General features: G+C 73.0%; 13 protein-coding genes. 9 read left to right on the top strand and 4 right to left on the bottom strand.

The genetic code is table 11. The features are described from left to right. The first annotated feature begins 118 nt into the window (after positions 1 to 118). On the top strand, positions 119 to 1,720 hold the full coding sequence (locus tag WMF33_RS20255) for an amidohydrolase family protein (protein ID WP_437339501.1): 1,602 nt from the start codon (positions 119 to 121) through the stop codon (positions 1,718 to 1,720). On the opposite strand, the gene WMF33_RS20250 is transcribed toward WMF33_RS20255, so the two are convergent. Next, entirely contained in the window at positions 1,688 to 2,671 is a 984-nt protein-coding gene (locus WMF33_RS20250; RefSeq protein ID WP_437338678.1) for an asparaginase, read from the bottom strand. The genes WMF33_RS20255 and WMF33_RS20250 overlap by 33 nt on opposite strands. Positions 2,672 to 2,749: 78 nt before the next feature. Between WMF33_RS20250 and WMF33_RS20245 the strand changes: the two genes are divergently transcribed. Continuing rightward, on the top strand, positions 2,750 to 3,523 hold the full coding sequence (locus WMF33_RS20245; RefSeq protein ID WP_437338677.1) for a queuosine precursor transporter: 774 nt from the start codon (positions 2,750 to 2,752) through the stop codon (positions 3,521 to 3,523). 37 nt (positions 3,524 to 3,560) lie between these two features. Here the strand turns inward: WMF33_RS20245 and WMF33_RS20240 are convergent, their stop codons facing one another. Further along, positions 3,561 to 4,523 carry an SMP-30/gluconolactonase/LRE family protein gene (locus WMF33_RS20240; RefSeq protein WP_437338676.1) on the bottom strand — a complete coding sequence of 321 codons (963 nt, stop codon included), beginning with the start codon at positions 4,521 to 4,523 and terminating at the stop codon, positions 3,561 to 3,563. A 278-nt stretch (positions 4,524 to 4,801) separates the two neighbouring features. On the opposite strand from WMF33_RS20240, the gene WMF33_RS20235 reads away from it, so the two are divergent. The 5 genes from WMF33_RS20235 (at position 4,802) to WMF33_RS20215 (ending at position 13,051) form a co-directional block, all read left to right on the top strand. After that, positions 4,802 to 7,198: a hypothetical protein gene (locus WMF33_RS20235; RefSeq protein WP_437338675.1), complete on the top strand. Its 2,397-nt coding sequence runs from the start codon at positions 4,802 to 4,804 to the stop codon at positions 7,196 to 7,198. Positions 7,199 to 7,412: 214 nt separating this feature from the next. Beyond that, on the top strand, positions 7,413 to 8,042 hold the full coding sequence (locus WMF33_RS20230; protein ID WP_437338674.1) for a DUF3501 family protein: 630 nt from the start codon (positions 7,413 to 7,415) through the stop codon (positions 8,040 to 8,042). Positions 8,043 to 8,053: 11 nt separating this feature from the next. Then, on the top strand, positions 8,054 to 8,656 hold the full coding sequence (locus tag WMF33_RS20225) for a peroxiredoxin (protein WP_437338673.1): 603 nt from the start codon (positions 8,054 to 8,056) through the stop codon (positions 8,654 to 8,656). A gap of 313 nt (positions 8,657 to 8,969) precedes the next feature. Beyond that, entirely contained in the window at positions 8,970 to 12,113 is a 3,144-nt protein-coding gene (locus WMF33_RS20220; RefSeq protein ID WP_437338672.1) for a DEAD/DEAH box helicase, read from the top strand. Further along, the gene (locus WMF33_RS20215; protein ID WP_437338671.1) at positions 12,110 to 13,051 is read left to right on the top strand and encodes an SWIM zinc finger family protein; all 942 of its coding nucleotides are present in this window, start codon (positions 12,110 to 12,112) and stop codon (positions 13,049 to 13,051) included. Before WMF33_RS20220 ends, WMF33_RS20215 begins: the two co-directional genes overlap by 4 nt. Positions 13,052 to 13,168: 117 nt before the next feature. Here WMF33_RS20215 and minE read toward each other — a convergent pair whose 3' ends face one another. Beyond that, a complete protein-coding gene (minE, locus tag WMF33_RS20210) occupies positions 13,169 to 13,483 on the bottom strand; it encodes a cell division topological specificity factor MinE (protein WP_061621502.1) in 315 nt (104 codons plus the stop codon). Positions 13,484 to 13,494: 11 nt separating this feature from the next. Continuing rightward, positions 13,495 to 14,322 carry a septum site-determining protein MinD gene (minD, locus tag WMF33_RS20205; protein WP_020736015.1) on the bottom strand — a complete coding sequence of 276 codons (828 nt, stop codon included), beginning with the start codon at positions 14,320 to 14,322 and terminating at the stop codon, positions 13,495 to 13,497. Between the two features lie 386 nt (positions 14,323 to 14,708). On the opposite strand from minD, the gene WMF33_RS20200 reads away from it, so the two are divergent. Both WMF33_RS20200 and WMF33_RS20195 read left to right on the top strand, forming a co-directional pair. Next, positions 14,709 to 18,647, top strand: a complete 3,939-nt coding sequence (locus WMF33_RS20200) for a serine/threonine-protein kinase (RefSeq protein ID WP_437338670.1) — start codon at positions 14,709 to 14,711, stop codon at positions 18,645 to 18,647. A 421-nt stretch (positions 18,648 to 19,068) separates the two neighbouring features. Continuing rightward, positions 19,069 to 19,839, top strand: coding sequence for a S1 family peptidase (locus WMF33_RS20195; protein WP_437338669.1), 771 nt, complete (start codon positions 19,069 to 19,071; stop codon positions 19,837 to 19,839). Positions 19,840 to 19,931 lie beyond the last annotated feature (92 nt).

The raw sequence follows: 19,931 nt of genomic DNA, 5'->3' as shown, positions 1-19,931 counted from the left end.
AAGGGCGATGCGCGGCGCCGGCCTCGGGGCACGCGCGTTGCAGCGAGCGGCGCGCCAACACGGCCATCGACCTTTCACCGGCGACCTCGGCGCGCCCCTTTCCTTCTCGGGAGTCTTCATGACCGACCGTATTGCTCGTCTCAAGGCCTCGCCCTCCGTGGCGGTCAAGGAAAAGCTCGATTACCCCGTCATCGACACGGACATCCACACCAACGATTACTCGCCGGCGCTCGAGGATTTCGTCGCCACGTACGGCGGCGCCAAGCTCGTGGACGATCTGCGCAAGGCGCTGAGCTCGCGCCGCCGCAACGCCGAGAACAGCAGCGGAAAGGACTGGTACACCCAGACGCCCGAGGAGCGGCAGCATTACCGCACGGTCCGGTCTCCGTGGTGGGCGCGGGTGACGCGCAACACGCTGGACGTGGCCACGTACCACCTCCCGTCGCTGCTCGCCGAGCGGCTGGAGGAGCAGGGCTCCGACTACTCGGTGCTGTTCCCGAACAACACCCTCGCGCCGCTCGCCGTGAAGGACCGGGCCGCGCGGCAGGCGCTGACGCGCGCGATCAACCACTACCACGCCGATCTGTTTCGCAAGTACAGCGACCGCCTCACCCCGGTGGCCGGCATCCCGCTGAACACGCCCGAGGAGGGCATCGAAGAGCTGGAGTTCGCCGTCAAGAAGCTCGGCCTCAAGGCGATCAACATCTCCGGCGGCGTCCGCCGCCCGATCAAGGCGATCGCGGAGAAGTACCCGCCGGACCAGCACCCGGAGATCGCGAAGTACGCGACCTACATCGACTTTTACGGCATCGACAGCGAGTACGACTACGATCCTTTCTGGGCGAAGGTGGTCGAGCTCGGCGTGCCCGTGCTCACCCACTATGGCAGCCAGGGCTGGACCGGGCGCTCGTCGACCAGCAACTACATGAACAACCACATCGGCCACTTCGCCGACGGCTCGGAGGCGTTCGCCAAGGCGCTGTTCTTCGGCGGCGTCACCCGCCGCTTCCCGGGGCTGCGCATCGGCATGCTCGAGGGCGGGGCGGACTGGGGCGCGCGCGTCTACATCCACCTCGTCGATCGGTTCCAGAAGCGCGGGCCCGAGGGCCTCAAGCACTACGACCCGGCGGCGACCGACCGCGCGCTCCTCACCGAGCTGTTCCGGCGCTACGGCGCGGATCTCGTGAAGGGGCGCTCCATCGAGGGCGAGCAGCTGATCGCCGACACGCTCGGGGTCGGGTACACGAGCGACGCGCGCCAGCCCGCGCCGGAGCACCGCAACGACTTCGCGGCCGCGGGCATCGAGAAGATCGAGGACATCCGCGATCGCTGGGTGAACAACTTCTTCTTCGGGTCCGAGTCGGACGACCGCACCATCGCGGCCGCGTTCAACGACAAGGCGAACCCGCTCGGCGCGAAGATCAACGCCATCTACTCCTCGGACGTCGGCCACTGGGACGTCCCCGACCTCACCGAGGCGCTCGCCGAGAGCTGGAACCTCGTGGAAGAGGGCGTCATCAGCGCCGAGGACTTCAAGGCGTACGTCTTCGAGAACCCGTACAAGCTCTACACCGAGGCCAACGCGAGCTTCTTCAAGGGCACGCGGGTCGAGGAGAAGCTCAAGCAGAGGGCGCAGGCGAAGGGCGACGAGCGGCGCGGCCCGCAGCCGGGCGCGCGGAACGAGGGCTCACCCGGCAAAGCGATCGAAATAAGCGCGTAGCCCCCCCGCGTCGAGGCCCGCCCCCAGCGCGAACATCAGCGCCAGCCGCGCCTTGGGCCCCGAGAGCGCGCCCGCGGCGATCACCCCGAGGCCCTGCAGCCGCCGCCCGCCGCCGGGCGCGCCGTACGTCGGCGTGACCCGGCCGCCGGGGCAGCGCGAGCTCAGCACCACCGGGATGCCGGCCTGCACCAGCGCCCCGATCGCCCCTTCCCAGCTCCCGCAGACGTTCCCCGCGCCCGAGCCCTCGATCACGACCCCGCGCGCCCGGGCGTCGAGGAGCGCGCGCAGGAGGAGGTCGTCCATCCCCGACGCCATCTTGACGAGGTAGACCCGCGGCTCGGGCGAGGCGAGCGGGAGCTGCGGCGTCCTCGCCGGGCGCGCGAAGACGCGGACGCCCTCGCCGTCGACCGCGCCGAGCGGCCCCGCGCCCGGCGAGGCGAAGGTGCCGAGCGCGGTCGTATGGGTCTTCATCACCCACCGGGCGGCGTGGATCTCGTCGTTCATCGCGACGAGCACCCCGAGCCCCCGCGCCGCCGGCGCGATCGCGACCCGCGCGGCCGAGACCAGGTTGCGCGGGCCGTCGGCGCCCGCCGTGCTCGCGTCGCGCATCGCGCCGGTGAGCACCACCGGGGTGTCGCCGTCGAGCAGCAGATCCAGCCCGAACGCGGTCTCCTCCAGCGTGTCGGTGCCGTGGGTGACGACGACGCCTGCCACCTCGGGATCGGCCTGCAGAGCGCGCGCGGCGCGCGCGACCTCCGCGATCCTGTCCGGGCCGAGGTTCCAGCTGCTCTCGAGGCAGAGCTCGGTGACCGCGATCTCGGCGACGCGCCCGAGCGCCGGCACGCCGGCGACGAGCTCCTCCGCGCGGACGGCGGGCACGGCGGCGCCCGTCTGCGGATCGACGCGGCTGGCGATGGTGCCGCCGGTGGTGACGAGGTGGAGTCGAGGCATGGGGTGGCTCCTTGGCAATGTCATCGTCGAATTGAACCTGGAAAACTGTGGGGAGAAGGCGGAGAATGGGTCTGACCCGTGCCGAAGCCTTCCCCTCTCCGATCGGTCGACCCTGCCGAGGCGCGCGCTGCTTCCGAGGAGCTCTCGTTTCACGAGGCGAGCCTCATGCCCGGATCGCCGTCCGAGAGGGCGAGCCGAGATCTGGCGAGCGCCGTGGGACCGGCGGCCATCATCGTCATCTCGTTCTATATCGCGGCACAGCTCATCAGCCAGATCGCGAGCCTCAAGATCGGCGTCGTCTTCTCGCTGGCCGTCGATATGGGGACCTTCATCTATCCCCTCACCTTCACCTTGCGGGATATGGTCCACAAGACCATCGGCAAGCGCGGCGCCCAGACGCTGATTTTTTGCGCCGGCGGGGCCAATCTCCTGATGGCCCTCTATCTCCTCTGGGCCGCGCGAGTGCCGTCCGACCCGTCCTGGGGTCTCGGCGAGCAGTACTCGGCCATCCTGAGCCCGGTGTGGCGAATCGTGCTCGCGAGCATCGTTGCGGAGATCGTGAGCGAGCTGCTGGACACCGAGATCTTCCATCGGGTGCGCGAGGCCTATCTGAGAAGGTCCGGACCCAGGCGCCAGTGGCTCGCGGTCCTCGCGAGCAACTCCGTCAGCGTTCCGGTCGACAACCTGGTGTTTTGCTTCGGCGCCTTCGCCTTCGTACTGCCGTTCGACGTGATCTGGCAGATCTTCGCCATCAATCTCGCGACAAAATTCGCCATGACCCTGATAAGCCTGCCGGGCATCTATCTCGTACCCGACAAGAAGGGCAGCGACGTCCCGGAGCGGCAGGCTTAGGCCGCGCTCCGGGGCCGCCCTGAGCCCGCCTTTCCGATTACCGCAGGTGCGCGAGCGGCAGCCCCGCGACGGGCGCGCGGAACGTGAGGAGCCGCGGCATGGCCAGCGACCCCATGTAGCACGTGCGGAGATCGGGCCCGCCGAACGTGATGCTCGTGGGCAGCTGCACGGTGTCCCCGGCGCAGGCGCCGAGATCCATCGGCTCGATGGTGCCGCTCTTCTGCTTGAGGGTCATCGCCTCCAGGACCTCGGGGCGCGGGTCCTCGAAGACGGTCTGGTGGCTGCCGTCCGGGAAGATCACCGAGAGGCCGTTGCGGCAGACCGCCGCCACCCAGATGTTGCCCTCGGCGTCGAAGGCGAAGCCGTCCATGTACCCGCCGATGCCGAGGTTGTCGGGGCCGAACTGCTCGGGATCGCCGAGGCTGCCGTCGTCCCGCACCGGGAAGCGGAGCAGACGGCCGGGGATGGTCTCGACGGCGTAAAGGAACTTCTCGTCGGCGTCGAGGCGCACCTCGTTCGTCATGCTGAGGTTGTCGGCCACGATGCGCGGGCCCTTCTCGTCGACGAGCACGATGTACCCGTCGCGGATGTTGCCCGCGACGGCGAGCCACCACGGGAGCTGCCGTGTCAAGACGGAGATCCAGAGGCGGTCGCGCGAGTCGACGAAGCAGAAGTTCACGGCGCCGAGCGGCAGGCCGTCGATGGAGTCGAGGAGGACCTCGGACCGGCCGTCGCGGTGGAGCTTGTAGACCTTGCCGCCGGACAGGGCGGCGACGATGAGGTTGCCCTGCCGGTCCATCGCCATTCCATTCGGCTCGCCCACGTCCGGGCCGAGGGTCGCCTGCCTGCCGTCGGGATCGATGCGCGTCGCGATGCCGCGGGCGTCCGAGGTCCAGAGCGTGCCGTCCGCCTCGGCGATGACGCACTCCGGCCGGACCAGCCCCTGCCCAACGTGCTCGATCCGGGCCGGATCGAGGGTGAAGCCCCGCACAGATGACATGAATCGACCTCCCGGCGCGGCACCCCGCCGCGCGCTCGACGCGGGCGAGCATACCACCCCCATCCCGTCCACGAGGGGGTATCGGGAGCCGCCGCGTCCCCCGGCCGGCCAGGCCGAACGAGCGCGACGCGCGAGGGCGAGGGCCTTCGTGGCCGGCGCGGCGGTCAATCCTCGGCATGACGTCGAGATTGCGAGCGCGTTTCATCCGTGGAACACGGGTGTCGCACCGGAATCCGGATTGAACCCCGTTGTCACGTTCATGTAAGATCCATTTCTACATGGGAAGTCGTCTTCAATCGTGGAGCACGCTGGCGGTAGCGCTCAGCCTCGGGGTTGCCCTCGCTGCGTGCTCGGCGCAAGGCCCAGGCACCGAGACGTCCGCAGCGTCTGGCGGCGGCGGGGGCACCACGACGGGTGGAGGCGACAGCTCCAGCTCGGGCGACGACTTCAACCCCACGGGCCCGGGTGTCGGAGGCGGCGGGGGCAGCGTCCCGCTCGGGTTCACGGTCGAGCCGAGCGACCTCCAGACGATCGCCGTCGCGGCGGGGCAGACACCGCCTTCCGTGAGCTACACGGCGATGCGGATGGACGCGCCCATCAACGTCGGATGGTCGGTCGACCGCGGCGAGCTCGGGGCCATCGGCGCGGGTCCCGCGAGCATGGCGACGTTCACCCCCAGGGGGACCATGGGCGGCCTCGTCACCGTGCGGGCCGGCTTGAACGGCGAGACGGTCGAGCGCAACGTCTTGATCCAGCTGACCGCCGCGCAGAACGGCGCGGACGCGGCCGTTCCGGCCCAGGCGCAGCAGATCGCCACGGATCCGACGCAGCTCACGCTCGGCGGCGGCGTCGGCGGGGTCGGCGGCGAGGGCCTCGGCGTGGCGGTCACGAGCACGGCCACCCTCGACGCCCTGCAGCACCCGGCCAGCGACGGCGGGGCGGAGCAGCTCGAGCTCCTCTACCCGTACGACGGCACGGTATGGCCTCGAGGCCTGCTCGCGCCGCTCCTGATGTGGCAGTGGGCGCCCGGAGACGCCGACGCGATCCAGATCGAGCTCAGGACCACGAGCGGCTCGTTCTCGTGGAAAGGGACGTTCGGGCGGCCCGAGATCCTGTCCACCACCGGCCGGCCGTTCATCCGGCACCCGATCCCCCAGGACGTCTGGACCATGGCCACCGACAGCGCCGGAGGGCCGACGCCCGACGGCTCGCCGGACCGGCTCACCGTGAGCCTCACCGTCGCGCGCGAGGGACGGGCGTACGGGCCGATCTCCCAGACCTGGACCGTCGCCCCGGCCCGGCTGTCGGGGATCATCTACTACAACTCGTACGGCACCCGCCTGGCGGAGAACTACGACGGGGCCGTGGGCGGCAATGGCCGGTTCGGCGGGGCCGTGCTGTCGATCCGGGCGGGAGACACCGCGCCCCAGCTCGTCGCCGGGGGGAACGGCGGCAACAGCCAGTGCCGGGTCTGTCACTCCGTCTCGGCCAACGGATCACGGCTCCTGGTCCAGAACGGGCTCGACTCCTACGGCCTGAGCGCGGCCTACGATCTGACCCCCGCGGGCGCCACCGAGCACGCCCTCTCGACTGCCGCGCCCTTCGCTGCGATCTCTCCGGACGGGTCGATCGCGCTCACCCAGGCGGGCGAGCTCCTCTCGCTGCCGAGCTCCACGCGGCGCCCGACCTCCGGGCTCGACGAGGTGGCCTACGAGCTCGGGACGCCGGCGTTCTCGCCGGACGGCACACACGTCGTGTTCAACGCGATGTCCGGCCCTGGCGCGAACCCCCGCAGGAAGCTCTTCGTGATGAAGTTCGACGCAACGACAGGCGACTTCACCGATCCCGAGGTCATCGTCGACGACACCGGCGAGCCCGCGGGCACGCGCCCGGGGTGGCCAGCGTTCCTCCCCGACAGCAAGTCGGTCGTGTTCCACCACCAAACCGACCCGGGCAACGAGGGCGACAGCTTCGGCGATCTGAGGACGCGCCGGGGCGCCAAGGCCCATCTCGCCTGGGCGAGCATCGATGGATCCGGCACGGCCGTCCCCCTCGATCTGCTGAACGGACGGGACGGCCCGGGCTCGGTCTACCTGCCGAGCCTGAGCGCGCCGATCGTGATGACCTGCACCGCAGACGAGACTTCGGTGGGCGACATCGACAGCCGCCACAAGGACGACATCAACATGAACTACGAGCCGACGGTCAACCCCGTCGCGTCGGGCGGCTACGCCTGGGTCGTGTTCACCAGCCGCCGCCTGTACGGGAACGCGGCGACGATCCCGCCGTTCTGCAGCGATCCCCGGGGGGTGGACCTGGTCGAGAACATCACGACCAAGAAGCTCTGGGTCGCCGCCATCGACCTGGACGCGACGCCCGGCACCGACCCGAGCCACCCCGCGTTCTACCTGCCCGCGCAGGAGCTGCTCGCGGGCAACGCGCGCGGGTTCTGGGTGCTCGATCCGTGCCGATCCGAGGGCGCGCCGTGCGATACGGGCGATCAATGCTGCGGCGGGTACTGCCAGCCCGGCGCCGACGGCGAGCTCGTCTGCTCGAACGCCCCGCCGGACGGACAGTGCTCGCAACCTCAGGAGCGGTGCGAGACGGCCGCCGACTGCTGCGATCCGACCAACCGCTGCGTCAACGGGTTCTGCGCGGTGGAGGGGCCCCTCTAGCGCCGGTCACGTTCATCGATCGAGAGGATCGAGCCGCCAGGACGCCACGGCCGATCTGAAAATGAAAGTGAATTTCATTTGCGTCTCGGAGGACCCGTGCTATCTCGGACGCACCGTCGAGCGCGGCTCGCCGGGACGCGCTCTCCGCCGCCGGTCGTGCCTCCGCTCCTGCTCGTGGGCTCGTGGGCTCGCGCTCAGCCGGGACGAGGATTCGATGACCCCTGCCATCGCCCCTGAAGATCTCCTCTCCACCGACGCCTACGACCTCGTGCGCGCGAGGTACCGCGGCCGCATCATCGAGCTGAAGCGCCGGCGCCGCGTGACCGTTGGCCTCCACGTCTCGGTCCTGTTCGAGTCGCGCGAGACGGTCCTCTACCACATCCAGGAGATCCTCTGGCTCGATCGCCCCGTGAGGCCCGAGCGCGTCAGGGAGGAGATCGCGGAAAACGACCGCCTCGTCCCGAGGGCCGGCGAGCTCACCGCCACGCTCATGATCCATGGCGGGCCCCCGCTCGCGGGTCAGGCCCTGATCGCGGGCCTCGCCGCGGGGCAGGCCGTGGTGATGCTGATGCTCGGCGAGCGGAAGGTCGCCGCCGAGCTGCTCTCCCCCGTGGACGACCCCTGTTGCCCCGTGCAATACCTGCGGTTCCCGCTCGACCACGCCGCCGTCCGCGCGCTGCGCGAGCGGCGCGTGGATGTCCACCTGGGCGTCCACCACGCGGGCGGGCTCGAGACCGTCGCGCTTTCGCGCGAGACGGTGGACGAACTCGCCCTGGGCCTCGGCGCGGACAGCGCGCCGGCCGCCCGCGCTCCGATGCTGTCGTCTGTCGCCGATTGTCCGTGAAAGGAATGGATATGACCGTGCTGGTGGGCAAGAAAGCCCCTGACTTCTCCTGCGCCGCCGTCCTGCCGGACGGCTCGATCTCCGACGCGTTCCGCTTCTCGAAGGCCGTCGAGTCGAAATATGGGCTCCTCGTCTTCTATCCCCTCGACTTCACCTTCGTCTGCCCCTCGGAGCTGATCGCGCTCGATCACCGGATCGAGGCGTTCCGCGAGCGCAACGTCGAGGTCATCGGGGTCTCGATAGACTCTGCATTCACGCACCACGCATGGCGCGAGACCCCGGTGGAGCGGGGCGGCATCGGGCCGGTCCGCTTCACCCTGGCGGCCGACGTGAAGCACGAGATCTGCCGCGCCTACGGCGTCGAGAACCAGGACGGCGTGGCCCTTCGCGCGGCGTTCCTCGTCGACCGGGACGGCGTCGTGCGCTCCGCGATCGTCAATGATCTGCCGCTCGGGCGCAACATGGACGAGCTGCTCCGGCTGGTCGATGCGCTCCAGTTCCACGAGCAGCACGGCGAGGTCTGCCCGGCGGGATGGCGGAAGGGCGAGCGCGGCATGACGGCCTCGACCACCGGTGTGGCCGCCTATCTCTCCGAGCACGCAGGCCAGCTCTGACCGACAGCGAGGCGCGCCGCGGTCCACACGACGCGCGCGCGCCTCGCCGACCCGCCGCTCGAGCTCGTCGTGCGCCCACCTCAGCGCGCCGCGACGATCATTCCATCGAGCCACGCTCTTTTTCCACGACATGTTCTCCGATCGTGCGAATCGGAGGTTCCAAACAAATCCTGGCAATTCGCAGACTCGATTCGGAACGGGCCACATTCCGTGATGGTTCGGGGCGCTCCCGCCCGTCCAACCACTTTTTCCACCTCACGACGCGCAAAGGCCCTTTTCGTCCTGCTCGGGTGTGCCATGAATCTGCGCGTCGATGCCGCTCGTCTTCCTGCCCGACGATCTCCGCTTCTTCCTCTGGGACGACTCGGCCCCTGAGGGTCTAGCGGCCCGGTCGCTCGGCGAGACGACCCCGGCGGAGGCGGTGGTGGTCACCGAGGCGGGGCGCGCCGTGAGGAAGACCGGAGAGGCCGCGCCGCTCCTCGACGGCGTGTCCGCCCTCGCCAGCATGGCCCAGGACGATCTCGGGCGAGCGCCGCCGTCGGTCGCGGCGTGGAGCCTGGCGAGCAAGCTCGCGCTCGACCTCGTGGTGCGCGAGCGGGTCGTGCCCCGCGTCGCGCCCGCCAGCGCCGCCGGCGAGCGCGCCGAGGCCCGCTGGGCGGCGTCGCTCGCCGCCCCGGAGGACGCCGCGCGCGTCGCGGCGCTCGCCCGCGCCATGCCGCCCGCCGCGCACGCGGTGCCGGCGGGCGCGCAGGCTGCCGCCGCTCCCGATGGCCGCGGAGGCCGCGGGCGCCCCCGCGCGGGCGCCGCCCCGGAGGTGTGGTCCGCGGAGGCCCTGCTGCGCGCGTTCCTCGACGCCGTGGCGGACGCGCTCGCGCGCGGCAGCGCGACGAACCGCCCCAAGGCGCCGCCGCGGCCGGCGCACGCGCCCTGGGAGCACCGGCTGGTCCTCGCCCTGACGGGCCCGCAGGCCGCCTTCGCCACCGAGGGGCTCGCCGAGCGCGCGCTCGTCGCCGACCTCGACGCCTGGGCCCGGCCCGCGCTCGGGGCCTGCGACGCGCTGCGCGCCTGCTTCCGGCTGGAGCTGCCCGAGGGCGACCGCGGCTTCGCGCTCCGCTTCCTGCTGCAGGCGACCGACGATCCGAGCCTGCTCGTGCCCGCCGCCGACGTGTGGAAGGCCCGGGGGCGCACGCTGAAGGCGCTCGGGCGCGCGTTCTCCGACCCGCAGGAGGCGCTCCTCGCCGCCCTCGGCGCCGCCGCGCGGCTGTTCGCGCCGATCGCGCGCGCCCTCGGCGAGGCGCGGCCGGAGCAGGTGGCGCTCGAGCCCGCGGAGGCGTGGGCCTTCCTCGCGCAGGCCGCCCCGGCGCTCGGCGAGGCCGGGTTCGGCGTGATCGTGCCGGGCGATCTCCTCGCCTCGGGGCAGCGCCGCCTGCGCCTCCGCCTGCGCGTCGGCGGGGCGGGCCGCACGGCCGGCGTGGTCGCGGGCGGCGCCGGGCTCGGCCTCGACGAGGCGCTCGACTTCGCGTGGGAGGCGGCGCTCGGCGACGAGCCGCTCTCGGCCCGCGAGCTCGCCGCGCTCGCGCGGCAGAAGTCGCCGCTCGTCCGGCACCGCGGGGCCTGGGTCGTCGTGGTGCCCGAGGAGCTCGCCGAGATCCAGCGGCGCCTCGAGGCCGGCGGCGGGCGACTGCCGGCGCGCGAGGCGCTGGAGGTCGCGCTCGCGGGCGAGGCCGAGCTCGACGGCCTCTCGGTCCCCGTCGTCGCCGAGGGGGCGCTCGCGCAGGCGATCGCGCGGCTGCGGTCGGGCGCGGAGCGCGCCGCCGCGCCGCCCGCGGGGTTCGCCGGGGCGCTGCGCCCGTACCAGGCGCGCGGCGTCGCGTGGCTGCAGACGATGGCGAGCCTCGGCCTGGGCGCCTGCCTGGCCGACGACATGGGCCTCGGCAAGACGGTCCAGCTGCTCGCGTTCCTCTCGGGCCGGCGCGCGGCGGCGCCGGAGGACGCGCGGCCGGCGCTGCTCGTCGCGCCGACGTCGGTGGTCGGCAACTGGGAGCGGGAGGCGGCGCGCTTCGCCCCTGCCCTGCCCCTCGTGCGGCACTACGGCGAGGGGCGGGCCCGCTCCGCCGAGGAGCTCGCGGCGCGGGCGGCGAGCGCGCGGGGCGACGGCAGCCCGGGCGGCGCGCTCGTCGTGACCACCTACGGCCTCCTCCGCCGCGACGCCGCGGCGCTCGCCGGCGTGGACTGGGCGGCGGTCGTGCTGGACGAGGCGCAGAACATCAAGAACGCCGCCTCGCGCACGGCCCGCGCCGCGCGCGCGCTCCGCGCCCCGCACCGCGTCGCGCTGACCGGCACGCCCGTCGAGAACCGCCTCGCCGAGCTCTGGTCGATCCTCGAGTTCGCGAACCCCGGCCTGCTCGGCCCGCTCGAGGCGTTCCGGCGCGCCTACGCGGTGCCGATCGAGCGCTACGGCAACCGCGAGGCCGCCGAGCGGCTCCGGCGCATCGTCGGACCGTTCTTGCTGCGTCGCGTTAAGACGGATCCGACCGTGGTTCCGGACCTCCCGCCGAAGATCGAGGCGCCGGTCTTCTGCGCGCTCACGCGCGAGCAGGTGACCCTCTACCAGGCGGCGCTCGACGAGGCGATGCGCCGCATCGAGGAGGCGGAGGGCATCGCCCGCCGCGGGCTCGTGCTCGCGCTCCTGACGATGCTCAAGCAGATCTGCAACCACCCGGCGCAGTACCTCGGGGAGGCGGGGCCGCTCGCGCGCCGGTCGGGCAAGCTCGCGCGCCTCACGGAGATGCTCGAGGAGGCGCTCGCGGAAGGCGATCGCGCGCTCGTGTTCACGCAGTTCCGCGAGATGGGCGATCGGCTGGTCCGGCACCTCGCGACGTCGCTCGACACCGAGGTCCTCTTCCTGCACGGCGGCACGCCGCGGCTCGCGCGCGACGAGATGGTGCGGCGGTTCCAGGACGATCCGCGGGGGCCGCGCGTGTTCGTCCTCTCGGTCAAGGCCGGCGGCGCGGGGCTCAACCTGACGGCGGCGAGCCACGTGTTCCACTTCGATCGCTGGTGGAACCCCGCGGTCGAGGACCAGGCGTCGGGCCGCGCGCACCGGATCGGGCAGCGGAGCGCGGTGCAGGTGCACAAGCTCGTCTGCGCGGGCACCGTGGAGGAGAAGGTCGACCGGATGCTGGAGCAGAAGCGCGACCTGGCGGCGCGGGTCGTGGGCGAGGGCGAGGCGTGGATCACCGAGCTCGACGACGCGTCGCTGCGCGAGCTGTTCGCGCTGTCGCGGGACGCGGTGGCGCTCGCGGGCGAGCTGGACGACCGCGACGAGCCGGAGCCGGACGGCGAGCGGCCGGAGGGGGGCGAGCCGGGGGAGCGGCTTGCGCAGGGCCGGCGGCGGGGCTCCGCGCGAGCTGGGGCGCGCCGGGGGGCGCGCGGCCGGGGCGAGGCGCGGACATGAGCGCGCCGCGCTGGGCGCAGATCCGCCGCGAGGCCGGGCCGAAGCCGCCGCCGCCGGCGCGGGGCATCCGGATGAAGCGGGCCGGCGCGACCTGGTGGGGCAAGCGCTGGGTGGAGGCGCTCGAGCGGATGTCGCCGGACGACGCGGCCCGCCTCGGGCGCGGGCGCACGTACGCGCGCGCCGGGCGGACGCACGACCTCGAGGTGAAGCCGGGCCTTGTGACGGCGCGCGTGACCGGCTCGCAGCCGAAGCCGTACAAGGTGATCCTCACGCTCGCGCGGCTCGACGACGCCACGTGGGCGAAGGCGATCGCGGCCATGGCGGCGCGGGCGAAGTTCGCGGCGGACCTCCTCGCGGGCCGGATGCCGGAGGAGATCGACGAGGCGTTCCGGAGCGCCGGGGCGAGCCTGTTCCCGGAGCGGCCCGAGGACCTCACCACGGCCTGCTCGTGCCCCGACTGGGCGAACCCCTGCAAGCACGTCGCCGCGACGCACTACGTGCTCGGGGAGGCGCTCGACAAGGACCCGTTCCTGCTGTTCGAGCTCCGCGGGCGCACGCGCGCGCAGGTCATCGAGGCGCTCCGCGCCGCCCGAGGCGCCGCGCCGGGCGGCGCGAGGGGGCGGAGAGCGCGCGGGGGCGCGGGCCGGAAGCGCGCGCCCTGCGCCGCCGACGAGCCGCCCGTGGCGACGGTGACGCTCGGCCCGATGGAGGCGAGGGACTTCGACGCCTGGCGCGAGCCGCCGCCGGCGCTCGACGTGGCGCTGGCGCCGCCGCGGTCGCGCGGGGCGCTGCTGACCCAGCTCGGCGCGCCGCCCGGCTGGACCGAGGAGCGATCACCGGCGGAGCTGCTCGGGCCGCTGATCCGGGCGGCGTCCGAGCGGGCGCGGGTGATCGCGATGGCGGAGGGCCCGCGTCGAAGCGGAAAATCCGATCGTTAGCCTAACTAACGATCCGGGTGGCGCCGCGCCACGCGCCCGCGCGGTGGAACAGGGCGGTCCAGCTCCTGGACCAGGTGGAGCGCTGGACCGATTCGAGGCGCGCCCGCGCGCGCCCCGTCAGAAGCTCCGCGCGGCCGGGGTGCCCGCGCGGGACGCGGCGGCGCGCACTGCGGCACGCTCCGACTCGGAGAGCACCACGTTCAGCTCGAGCACGTCGCAATCGCCGCTCCGCTCCACGTTGACGCTCACCTGGTCCAGATCGATCCGCTCGTACTTCGAGATCACCTGGAGCAGCTCCTGCTTGAGCCGCGGCAGATAATCCGGCTCGCCCGTCGGGCGCACGCGCTCGCGCGCCACGATGATTTGCAGACGCTCCTTCGCCACGGTCGCCGACTTCGGCTGCGACCTCCGGAAATAATCCATGATCGACATGGCACAACCCCCTAGGCGGTCGCCGCCTGGCCGCCAAAAATCCGGCTGAAGAACCCCTTCTTGGCCGGCTCGAGGAAGCGGTGCGGCCGCTCCTCGCCGAGGAAGCGCTGGACCACGTCGAGGTAGGCCTGCGCCGCGTCGCTCGTCGGATCGAGCACCACGGGCGTCCCGGCGTTCGACGCCTGGAGCACCGCCTGCGACTCCGGGATCACGCCGAGCAGCGGGATGCCGAGCAGCTCCAGCACGTCCTTGTGCCCCAGCATCTCGCCCTTCGCGACGCGCGCCGGCGCGTACCGCGTGAGCAGGAGGTGCGTCTTCACCGGCTCCTCGCCGAGCTCCGCCCTCCGCGTCTTCGCGTCGAGCAGGCCGAGCACGCGATCCGAGTCGCGCACCGAGGAGACCTCGGGGTTCGTCACCACGATCGCCTCGTCCGCGAAATACATCGCCATCTGGGCGCCCCACTCGATGCCTGCCGGCGAGTCGCAGAAGATGTAATCGAAGCCCGCGGCGCGCAGCTCGTCCAGGATGCGCCCGACCCCGTCCATCGTGAGCGCGTCCTTGTCCCGCGTCTGCGACGCGGGCAGCACATAGAGGGTCTCGATCCGCTTGTCCTTGATCACCGCCTGGCGGACCGTCGCCTCGCCGCGGATCGCGTTGACCAGATCGTAGACCACGCGGCGCTCGCACCCCATCACGAGGTCGAGGTTGCGCAAACCCACATCGAAATCGATGGCAATCGTCTTGTAACCGAGAGCCGCGATACCGGACGCGAGGTTTGCGGTCGTGGTGGTCTTGCCGACTCCGCCCTTGCCCGAGGTGACGACGACTACCTTTGACACCAGAAACCTCCTTAGATGGTTCGAAAGACGTGGCTGTCCGACGGCCGAGCCCGCCCGGATGCCCGTCTCTCCGGCGCTGAGGAGGCGCCGTCGACGTGTTCGGAGCTCGGCGCCCACCCGATTCCCTTGAGGCCGGGGACGCGCTCGACTGGGTACGTCATGGCGCGCCGAACGAACAACTTTTTTGCGGCGAAACTTGCAGCGTACCCCATCCGGCGACCTGGTTCCAAATTCCCTACATGTAGGCAAACGCTGCGCGGCCGCGAATCGCGGGCATTTTTGCGGGAAGAGGCGGCCCGGTCGCCGGGATCTCCGGGTCGATCGCCCCGCGCCCGCGGCGCGCCCGCGGCCTTTGGCGCGGTCGCTTATGCAATACTGTTGTCGGAATGACACCGGGTCAGCGGATCGGACCGCATCACGTGGTGGAGCGGCGGGCCGGGGCGGGCTCGCTCGGCACCGTCTACCTCGCGCGGCACGTCGAGACCGGCGAGCCGGCGGCGATCAAGGTCCTCCGGGATCCGAGCGAGGAGGCGCTCAAGCGGTTTGCCCGCGAGGCGCGCGCGCTGGCCGCGCTGCAGCACCCCCATATCGTCCGGTACGTCGACCACGGGGTGATGGCGGACGGCGAGCCGTACCTCGTGATGGAGTGGCTCGAGGGGGAGGACCTCGGCGCGCGGCTCGCGCGCGGGCGGCTGGAGCCGGCCGCGGCGCTCCGGCTCGCGGCCAGGGTCGCGGAGGGGCTCGAGGCCGCGCACGGCCAGGGGGTCGTCCACCGCGACATCAAGCCGCAGAACCTCTTCCTCCCGCAGGGCGACCTCGATCGGGTCAAGATCGTCGACTTCGGCCTCGTCCACCTCCGCGACGCCACGTACGCGCTGACGCGCGAGGGGCAGACGCTGGGCACGCCGTCGTTCATGCCGCCCGAGCAGGTCACCGGCGAGCAGGAGATCGACGCCCGCGCCGACCTGTACGCGCTCGGGTGCGTGCTGTTCGCGTGCCTGACGGGCCGGCCGCCCTTCGCCGCCGCGCAGCTCGTGGCCACGCTCGCCAAGGTGGTGTTCGACGAGGCGCCGCCGCCGAGCTCGCTCTGCCCGGGGCTGCCGGCGGCGCTCGACGCGTTCGTCGCGCGGCTGCTCGCCAAGAAGCCCGCCGCGCGCCCCGCCAGCGCCGCCGCCGTGGTCGAGGCGCTGCGCGCGCTGGAAGCCCGGCTCGGCGGCCCGGCCTCGTCGAGCGCGCCCGCCTCGTCGGCCGCCCTCACCGGCCGCGAGCGCCGCGTCGCCAGCGTGATCCTCGCCGCGGGCGCGGGCGACATCGGGCGCGGCCTCGCCGCCGCCGACCGGACCGCCCCGCTCGGCGGCGCCCCCCCGCTCGACGCCCTCGCCCTGACCGCGCAGGCGCTCCGCCAGGTCGTGACGCGCCACGGCGCCCAGCTCGAGCTGCTCGGCGACGGCTCCCTCGCGGCGCTGCTCCCGGGCGCCGGCTCGCCCACCGAGCTCGCCACGAGCGCCGCGCGCTGCGCCCTGACGATCCGCGGGCTCCTGCCCGGCGCGCGCGTGGCCCTCGCGACCGGCTGGGACGAGGTCGAGCGGACGCAGCCCATGGAGCAGGTCATCGACCGCGCCAGCGCGCTGCTCGAGGGCCGCGCCGAGGGCCAGACCGACGGCGCGCCGCCGATCCTGCTCGACCCGATGACCGCGGCCCTCCTGAGCGACCGGTTCGAGGTCTCGCGCGGCGCGGGCGGGCTCGTGCTCGTCGGCGAGATCGAGCCCGCCGACGAGGCGCGGCGGCTCCTCGGGAAACCGACGACGTGCGTCGGACGGGAGCACGAGCTGCTCCTCCTGCAGGCGACCTTCGACGAGTGCGCCGCCGAGTCCGAGGCGCGTGCGGTGCTGGTCACGGCCGGCGCCGGCGTCGGCAAGTCGCGCCTGCGCCACGAGCTCGTGCGGCGCCTCGCGGCGCGCGGGGAGCCGGTCGAGATCTGGACCGCGCGCGGCGACTCGATGCGCGTCGGCGCGCCGTTCGGCATGCTCGGCCAGATCGTCCGGCGCGCGGCGCGGCTGCTCGACGGCGAGCCGATCGCGGCGCGCCGGCAGAAGCTCGCCGCGCGCGTGTCCGCGCACGTGCCCGAGCCCCTGCGGCGGCCGGTCACCGAGTTCCTCGGCGAGATGGTGGGCACGCCCTTCCCGGACGACGACAGCGTGCTGCTCCAGGCGGCGCGGCAGGACGCGAAGCGCATGGGCGACCAGATGCAGTGGGCGTGGGTCGAGCTCGCCCGGGCCGAGTGCGCTGCCCGGCCGGTCCTGCTCGTCCTGGAGGACCTCCACTGGGGCGACCGGCCGACCGTCGAGTACGTCGACGCCGCGCTCCGGCTCCTCGCCGGCGAGCGGCTGATGGTGCTGGCGCTCGCCCGCCCCGAGGTGCGCAAGGCGTTCCCGGGTCTCTGGGGGGATCGCGCGCTCACCGAGCTCCGGCTCAAGGAGCTGTCGCTGAAGGCGTGCGAGCGGCTCGTGCGCGAGGCGCTCGGGCCGGGCGCGCCGGCGGCCACGGTCGCCGAGATCGTGGGGCGGTCGGCGGGCAACGCGTTCTTCCTCGAGGAGCTCGTGCGCGCGGCGACGGAGGGTGGCCCCGGCGGCGTGCCGGAGACGGTGCTCGCGATGATGCAGGCGCGCCTCGGCGGGCTCGTGCCGGAGGCGCGGCGGCTGCTGCGCGCCGCCAGCGTCTTCGGGGAGGTGTTCTGGCGCGGGGCCGCGCGGGCGCTGCTCGGCGCCTGGGTGGACGAGCCCGAGCTCGACGCCGGCCTCGCGGAGCTTGAGCAGCGCGAGCTCATCGCGCGCCGGCCGGACGCCAAGTTCCACGGCGAGGTCGAGTACGCCTTCCGGCACGCGCTCCTGCGCGACGCGGCCTACGAGATGCTGACCGAGGACGATCGGGCGCTCGGCCACCGCCTCGCGGGCGAGTGGCTCGCCCAGTCGGGCGAGACCGACGCGATGGTCCTGGCGACGCACTTCGAGCTCGGCGGCGAGCGCGGGCGCGCCATCCACTGCTACCGGCGCGCGGCCGAGCAGGCGCTCGGCGGCAACGACTACGCGGCCGCGATCGAGCGCGCCGAGCGCGCGATCGCGTGCGGCGCGGCCGGCGACGAGCTCGGGGAGCTCGCCACGATCCAGGCCGAGGCGCACCGCTACCGCGGGGATTTCGCCTCGGCCGAGCGGCACGCGGTCGCGGCGATGGCGGCGCTGCCGGAGGGGAGCGTGCGCTGGTACCGCGCGGCGAACCTGGTGGCCCTGGCGGCGACGCCGCTGGGCCATGAAGAGAGCGCCACGGCGCTCGCCCGGACGCTGTGCGCGCGCTGGTCCGAGCGGGCGGCGCGCGGCCCCGAGCTCATCGTGATGGCGCAGGCGGCGAGCGGGCTCCTGGTCCTGCGGGGCGAGTGCGAGGACGCCGAGGCGCTGTGCCGCCGGATCGACGCGGTGGCCGAGCGGTTCCGGGGCGACCCGGCCGTGAGCGCGACGATCCTGCGCCTCGGCATGCACCGGGCGATCCTGGCGGGGGATCTCGGCACCGCGCGGGAGCGCTGCGAGGCGGCGGCGCACGGCTTCTCGCAGGCGGGCGACGCGCGCATGGCGTGCAGCTCGCGGAGCAACGCCGGGCACCTCTGCAACGAGCTCGGCGCCTACGCCGAGGCCGCGGCCCTGATCCGCGCCGCCCTGGCCGACGCCGGGCGCCTGGCGCTCGCGAACACGGTGGCGCACGCCAAGGAGAACCTCGGCCGCGCGCTCCTCCACCTCGGCGCCCTCGACGAGGCGCGCGCCCTGGAGCTCGAGGCGCGCCGGCACTTCGTGGCGGCCGGCCAGCGGCGGCTCGAGGGCGGCACCTACATCTACCTGGCCGAGGTCTTCCGCCTCGCCGGGGACCTCGCCGCGGCCGAGGCCGAGGCGCGCCGGGCGTGCGAGCTCCTCGCCGACGTCCCCCCGCTCGTGCCGTGCGTGCTCGCGACGCTCGCGAACGTGCTGCTCGCCCAGGGCCGCGCCGCCGAGGCGCTCGAGAGCGCGGCGCGCGCCGCCGAGCTCGCCTCCGCGGCGGTGACCTCGCGCGGCCACCTCGAGACGGGCGAGTCCCTGGTCCACCTGGTGCACGCCGAGGCGCTCGCGGCGTCGGGCGACCTCGGCGGGGCCCGCGCCGCCATCGCGCTCGGCCGCGAGCGGCTGCTGGCCCGCGCCGCGAAGATCGCGAACCGCGCGTGGCGCGCGGGCTTCCTCGAGAACGTGCCCGAGAACGCCCGCACGCTCGCGCTCGCTCGGGCGTGGCTGGGCGAGCATCGATGACGTCGCGGTCCGCCGGCGAGGGACGATGCGCCCGATCCAGGCCTCCCCGCGGCGGAGCCCCATCACGAACAATTAGTTAGCCTGACGAAGTCGCGCCCTCGCGCTTCGGACGACGCGCGCAGCGCTCGCCGTAGCGCGTCGCGCAGCCCACGTCACCGCTGCGCCGAGCTCGCCCGGTGGGCCGGGATGCGCGCAGCAGAAAAAGATCCCTGTCCGTGCCATTCGAGCGAAGGACGACCGAGGTCGCCGCATTCACCAGGTACCAACGAGCGGCGGCGCAGGGACCAGCCGAGCCTCGAGGACCGAGGCCGCTGGGCGCGCCGGACGAGCGTCGTTCTCCGGTCCTCGGGGAGCTCTCGGGGCAGCCCAGGTCCACGCCTGGGCTCCTCTCGCTCAGCTCGACAGCCAAGCGGAGCTTATCATGAGAAGAAGCATCATTTTCGTGGCCGCAGCAATCCTCTCGGCGTGCACGGGAGAGGTGGACGACCTCCCCCTGGCCGAGACGGACGAGACGCCCGCGGGCATCATCGGAGGCACCGTCGACGAGGGCGATCCGGCCGTGGCGATGCTGCGCATCTACCCGCAAGGCGAGGACTTCGGGGAGATCTGCACCGCTTCGCTCATCGCTCCGAAGGTGCTCCTGACCGCGGCCCACTGCGTGGCGCCGGAGAAGGTCGACGGCGGGACCATCACGGCCTTCTTCGGCACCGACTCCTATGGGGAGGAGGGGTTCTGGGTCAACGTGGTCGAGACCCACATCGACCCCGCGTACGACCACGCGAACAAACAGGCGGGGCACGACGTCGCGGTGGCCATTCTCCAGGAGCCCGTCGCCATCCAGCCGCTTCCGTACAACCGGGCGCCGCTGACCGAGGCCAGGGTCGGCGAGCCGGGCCGGCTGATCGGCTTCGGCGATGATCATGAGATCTGGGGGTTTGGCGGCCTCAAGCTCCACGTGTCGACCACCGTCCACACCGTCACCCCGTCTCTGGTCGGCCTCGGCGACCGGGACCACCACACGTGCGTGGGAGACTCGGGCGGGCCCGCGCTGATGGACGTGAACGGCGTCCCCACGATCGTCGGCGTGACGTCGTTCGGAGGGGTGCAGGCGCCCAGCATCTGCACCGACGGCTGGCATTCGCGGGTCGACATCTCCGTCGACTTCATCGACCCGTTCGTCAACGCGCCCTAGCCCCAATGCCGGTCAGTTAGGGGAAAACCGCATAAATTCATAAGGTTGCGGGTGCTGTGGGCCCGCGACGAGCGGTGCGGCTTCCCGTCACC

Origin of the sequence: Sorangium sp. So ce394 (genome assembly GCF_051474665.1) — a bacterium.
In the GTDB taxonomy this organism is placed as follows: domain Bacteria; phylum Myxococcota_A; class Polyangia; order Polyangiales; family Polyangiaceae; genus Sorangium; species Sorangium cellulosum_D.
Note: the sequence above shows the minus strand (reverse complement) of the source record. Positions and strands in the feature narration are given on the sequence as shown.

What these genes read in the sequence shown, in the direction of transcription:
- WMF33_RS20255 (WP_437339501.1), top strand. Translation starts at nt 119, where the DNA reads ATGACCGACCGTATTGCTCGTCTCAAGGCCTCGCCCTCCGTGGCGGTC.
- WMF33_RS20250 (WP_437338678.1), bottom strand. Translation starts at nt 2,671, where the DNA reads ATGCCTCGACTCCACCTCGTCACCACCGGCGGCACCATCGCCAGCCGC.
- WMF33_RS20240 (WP_437338676.1), bottom strand. Translation starts at nt 4,523, where the DNA reads ATGTCATCTGTGCGGGGCTTCACCCTCGATCCGGCCCGGATCGAGCAC.
- WMF33_RS20235 (WP_437338675.1), top strand. Translation starts at nt 4,802, where the DNA reads ATGGGAAGTCGTCTTCAATCGTGGAGCACGCTGGCGGTAGCGCTCAGC.
- WMF33_RS20230 (WP_437338674.1), top strand. Translation starts at nt 7,413, where the DNA reads ATGACCCCTGCCATCGCCCCTGAAGATCTCCTCTCCACCGACGCCTAC.
- WMF33_RS20225 (WP_437338673.1), top strand. Translation starts at nt 8,054, where the DNA reads ATGACCGTGCTGGTGGGCAAGAAAGCCCCTGACTTCTCCTGCGCCGCC.
- WMF33_RS20220 (WP_437338672.1), top strand. Translation starts at nt 8,970, where the DNA reads ATGCCGCTCGTCTTCCTGCCCGACGATCTCCGCTTCTTCCTCTGGGAC.
- WMF33_RS20215 (WP_437338671.1), top strand. Translation starts at nt 12,110, where the DNA reads ATGAGCGCGCCGCGCTGGGCGCAGATCCGCCGCGAGGCCGGGCCGAAG.
- minE (WP_061621502.1), bottom strand. Translation starts at nt 13,483, where the DNA reads ATGTCGATCATGGATTATTTCCGGAGGTCGCAGCCGAAGTCGGCGACC.
- WMF33_RS20200 (WP_437338670.1), top strand. Translation starts at nt 14,709, where the DNA reads ATGACACCGGGTCAGCGGATCGGACCGCATCACGTGGTGGAGCGGCGG.
- WMF33_RS20195 (WP_437338669.1), top strand. Translation starts at nt 19,069, where the DNA reads ATGAGAAGAAGCATCATTTTCGTGGCCGCAGCAATCCTCTCGGCGTGC.